Annotated in this window: 4 protein-coding genes and 2 pseudogenes; all 6 read right to left on the bottom strand. The window is 63.5% G+C overall.

Features of this window, described 5'->3' with window-relative positions:
* The coding region (locus AHiyo1_RS21300) for a sialidase family protein (protein WP_148667701.1) at positions 1–759 on the bottom strand (759 nt) is incomplete at its 3' end.
* Positions 760–799: 40 nt separating this feature from the next.
* Positions 800–1,559, bottom strand: a pseudogene (locus tag AHiyo1_RS21305) (ABC transporter permease).
* On the bottom strand, positions 1,556–2,308 hold the full coding sequence (locus AHiyo1_RS21310) for an ABC transporter ATP-binding protein (protein ID WP_059389921.1): 753 nt from the start codon (positions 2,306–2,308) through the stop codon (positions 1,556–1,558). The pseudogene AHiyo1_RS21305 and the gene AHiyo1_RS21310 overlap by 4 nt, the downstream one beginning before the upstream one ends.
* 44 nt (positions 2,309–2,352) lie before the next feature.
* Positions 2,353–2,733, bottom strand: coding sequence for a DUF1048 domain-containing protein (locus tag AHiyo1_RS21315; RefSeq protein WP_059389919.1), 381 nt, complete (start codon positions 2,731–2,733; stop codon positions 2,353–2,355).
* 2 nt (positions 2,734–2,735) lie between these two features.
* Positions 2,736–3,065: a PadR family transcriptional regulator gene (locus AHiyo1_RS21320; protein ID WP_059389920.1), complete on the bottom strand. Its 330-nt coding sequence runs from the start codon at positions 3,063–3,065 to the stop codon at positions 2,736–2,738.
* A gap of 100 nt (positions 3,066–3,165) precedes the next feature.
* Positions 3,166–3,429 (bottom strand): annotated as a pseudogene (locus AHiyo1_RS21325) (2-phosphosulfolactate phosphatase); the annotation flags it as partial.

The raw sequence follows: 3,429 nt of genomic DNA on the forward strand, positions 1-3,429 counted from the left end.
GGCTCGCGAGTGCAGCAGGAGGCGGCCGTCGTCGAGGCATGCCACTTTGTTTTCGTTGGGGCCGACCCCATCCGGACCCTTTCCGATGAGCGATCCGAGCGTCCAGTTCTCGCCGTGGTCGTCACTGTATGCGGAAGCCGCCATGATTTCGCCGTCGACGAGCACCACGAACTGCTGGACCAGTCGCCCGGCGAACGGACCGGCGTGCATCTGGATTCCCTGACCGGCTGCGGCGAAAATCCCCGTGATGCCGCGGTCGCCGGCACGAGCGCCCGGAACACCGCCCCGCTTGAGCTGTCCGGTGAGTCGCCGATGCTGCCAGGTGACGCCGTCGTCGTCGGAAAAGCTGACATCGCAGTGCTGCACGTCGTCATCGGGTTCCAGGCCGCCTACCGCTTCGAAGAAACCGGCATGCGTCCCCGCGGCATGGAACATGAAGATCCGCCCGGTCACTGCGTCCACCAAGAGGCTCGGATCGCCGTAGCCATTGAGCCCCGAGCCGCTGCGGACCACGCGCTGTTCCTCCCAGCTGCGGCCATTGTCCGTGCTGCGCCGCAGCAGGAGATCGATCGGATTGGGCAGGTCGTCCAAGTTCGGCCGGCCGTCATAGGCGGCGAGCACTGTCCCCGCCGTCGAGACGGCCAGCGCAGGGATGCGGTACTGCCGGTAGCCTCCCGTGCCGCGCACTGCCAGGACGTGTTCGACGTCGGGACGGGCTTGGGGGAGTGCGGCACCACGGCGCTGGAGGTAGGAGGTCACACCTCATGATACGAGACGGCGCCTTCGGCTAGAACGACCCTTAGCTGATCCTGCGCCGGTAGGCGGCCGTGGCGAAGAAGTACGCGATAATCAGGATGCCGAGGCACCATGCGAGGGCGACCCATATGTCGCTTCCGATCGGCCGTTGTTCAAACAGATCCTGGATCGTGTTGACGATCGAAGTGACCGGTTGGTTCTCGGCGAAGGCGCGCACGGGACCCGGCATGGTGGCTGTGGGGACGAAGGCCGAACTGATGAACGGCAGGAAGATGAGCGGGTAGGAGAACCCGCCGGCACCGTCCACTGACTTCGCTGTCAGGCCTGCAATGATCGCGAGCCAGGTGAGTGCCAGGGTGAACAGCGCCAGGATTCCAACGATCGCGAGCCATGCCAGCAGGCTTGCGGAGGTGCGGAATCCCATCAGGAGGGCCACCAGCATGATGATCACGAGCGAGAGCCCGTTCGCCACCATGGAGGTCAGCACATGTGCCCACAGGACCGATGATCGTGCGATCGGCATGGAGTGGAACCGCTCGAAAATGCCGCTCTTCATGTCGGTGAACAAGCGAACAGCGGTGTACGATGCCCGAGGCGATCGCGATCAGCATGATTCCCGGCAGCAGGTAATTGACGTAGTTCTCCGTGCCTGTCCTGATGGCGCCGCCGAACACGTAGACGAAAAGCAGCATGAGGGCAATCGGCGTGATCGCGGTGGTGATGATGGTGTCCGCGCTGCGGAAGATGTGACGCATGGAGCGGCCCAGCAAGACGGCCGTGTCTCCGAAGAAGTGTGTGCTCATGACTGGTCCTTACTTGACGCGACCTTGCCCTCGTTCCCCACCAGTGCGAGGAAGATGTCCTCCAGGCTGGGCTGTTTTTCGACGTACTCGACCTTCGCCGGTGGGAGTAGTTGCTTGAGCTCGGCGAGAGTCCCGTTCGCGATGATGCGCCCTTGATGGAGGATGGCGATGCTGTCCGCGAGTTGTTCTGCCTCGTCGAGATATTGCGTGGTGAGCAGGACGGTGGTGCCCCGTTTCGCGAGCTCCTGGATTACCTGCCACACCTCGATGCGTGCTTCGGGGTCGAGCCCGGTGGTCGGCTCATCCAGGAAGATCACCTCGGGCTGCCCGATCAGGCTCATGGCGATGTCAAGGCGACGGCGCATGCCTCCGGAATACGCGGACACCTTTCGGGACGCTGCCTCGGACAAGTTGAAGCGCGCCAGGAGATCGTCCGCCGCTTGCCCGGGGTCCTTCAGGTGCCGCAACTTGGCAACCAGCACCAGGTTTTCCCTGCCCGAGAGGATTTCATCGACCGCTGCGAATTGTCCGGTGAGGCTGATGGATTCCCGGACCCGCAGCGGGTGGGCCACGACGTCGAATCCGTTGACGGTCGCCGTGCCGGCGTCCGGACTGAGCAGCGTCGACAGGATTTTCACCATCGTGGTCTTTCCTGCTCCGTTGGAGCCGAGAAGGGCGAAGATGGTGCCCGGTGCCACGTCGAAGTCCACGCCGCGCAGCACGTGCAGCTCTTTGTAGGACTTTTCCATGCCCTGCACGCGGATCGCGGGTTCGCGGGTGGTGGATGCATTGCTCACGATTCCCGCTCCTTCCCATCGTCTCCGGCAGCGGCGTCGATCGCCTTGACCAGGCGTTCGCGCTCCTTGTTGATCCACTGACCGACCGTGTAGTTGCGCATGAACGTTTCGGCGAACTCGACGGGGTCGTCACCAACGATGTCGCGGATCGGCGTCCCGTCCGCGGCGCTCTGTTCGAAGAGATCGGTGAGGTCCCCGAGCATCCGCAGCAGCACATCGCCCTTGGTGATGGCACCGAAGTACATCAGGTACCGTTCCAGCGCGGTCGCCGCCGCGCGATAGTCCGCGGGAAGCTGCTCCACGCGTGCCTTGTTTTGCCGGTATTGCTTCTTCTGTTCGAGCGATCCCGTAAGCTGCTCGATCCACCCTGCGGCCATGTTCACTTTCCTCCCTTTCGGAGCTGTTCCAGTCGCTCGGACAGGAAACTCCACGTATTCCAGAATTCGTCCAGTTCCTTTTCGCCCTGCTCGTTGAGCGAATAGACCTTGCGCGGCGGGCCCTTCTCGGACGGCCGTTTCTCGACGTCGACAAGGCCTTTTTGCTCGATCCTGACGAGCAGCGCATACACGGTGCCCTCGGCGATCTCGGTGAAGCCCTGGCCTCGGAGCAGCGTCGTGATTTCGTACCCGTACGCGGGATTCCCGGTCAGGAGGGCGAGAACGATGCCCTCGAGGGTCCCTTTGAGCATCTCCGTCATTTGCCTGCCCATCGGACACCTCCTTTCACTACTCAGTGTTACTAGCTACTGGTACATAGTACCGCTAAGTAGTGGAAGCGCAAGCCCCTTCGGAAACCGCACCGAAGTGCACTCAGGGCTGCTGGAACGCGCCGTCCCTCAAGAGGGCCACGGCGGTCCCGGCGTCAAGTTCGGCGGCAATCTCGACGTCGTCCGCGTGCCCTGCGCCGATCAACTCCCGGCCGCTGGAGCAATCCCGCAACGCGTGATGGAGCCGCGGCTCGACGGCGTTGAAAACAGCCATCGCCGCATCAGCCTCCGGCGAGAAACCTTCCCTGCCGTCTTCCGGCGTGAAGCCGCCCCGCCCGGCGGCAGCGAGTCCGGCAATGAAGGCGCC

It is taken from the genome of Arthrobacter sp. Hiyo1, from assembly GCF_001263615.2.
GTDB lineage: Bacteria > Actinomycetota > Actinomycetes > Actinomycetales > Micrococcaceae > Arthrobacter.

Bases quoted from the DNA above. Each gene is read 5' to 3' on its own strand.
- AHiyo1_RS21310 (WP_059389921.1), bottom strand. From the start codon at position 2,308: ATGGAAAAGTCCTACAAAGAGCTGCACGTGCTGCGCGGCGTGGACTTC.
- AHiyo1_RS21320 (WP_059389920.1), bottom strand. From the start codon at position 3,065: ATGGGCAGGCAAATGACGGAGATGCTCAAAGGGACCCTCGAGGGCATC.
- AHiyo1_RS21315 (WP_059389919.1), bottom strand. From the start codon at position 2,733: ATGGCCGCAGGGTGGATCGAGCAGCTTACGGGATCGCTCGAACAGAAG.